At 77.9% G+C, this 272-nt stretch carries 1 protein-coding gene; it reads right to left on the bottom strand.

Features of this window, described 5'->3' with window-relative positions; all coding sequences use genetic code 11:
• Positions 1–272 (bottom strand): hypothetical protein (locus KDH83_RS32310; RefSeq protein WP_212323314.1); only part of this gene is annotated, 272 nt, incomplete at both ends.

The following is a 272-nucleotide window of genomic DNA, read 5'->3' as shown; positions in this document are numbered from 1 at the left end:
CACCCAGCGCCCGCTCGCGTCCAGCGCCGCGCCTTCGCGCAGCACGATGGCCGCCGCCTCGCCCGCCTTGGACAAGGCGCGCGGCTTGGTGCTCGCGTCCGGCGACACGAAGGTGTTGCTCAGCGTGATGGCCCCGCCCCGCGTCGTGATGCCGGCCCGCGCGTCGATCCGGCCCGCCGTCAGCGCCACTTGGCCGCCGTCGGCCAGCGCCACCGCCTCGGCCACCGTCAGCGCGCCGCCGGTCGCCAGGTCCAGCCCGCCCAGCCCCATCG

The organism is Achromobacter sp. Marseille-Q0513 (assembly GCF_018195695.1).
GTDB lineage: Bacteria > Pseudomonadota > Gammaproteobacteria > Burkholderiales > Burkholderiaceae_B > Achromobacter.
The sequence above is the reverse complement of the archived record's forward strand: the minus strand, read 5'-3'. Positions and strand labels throughout refer to the sequence as shown.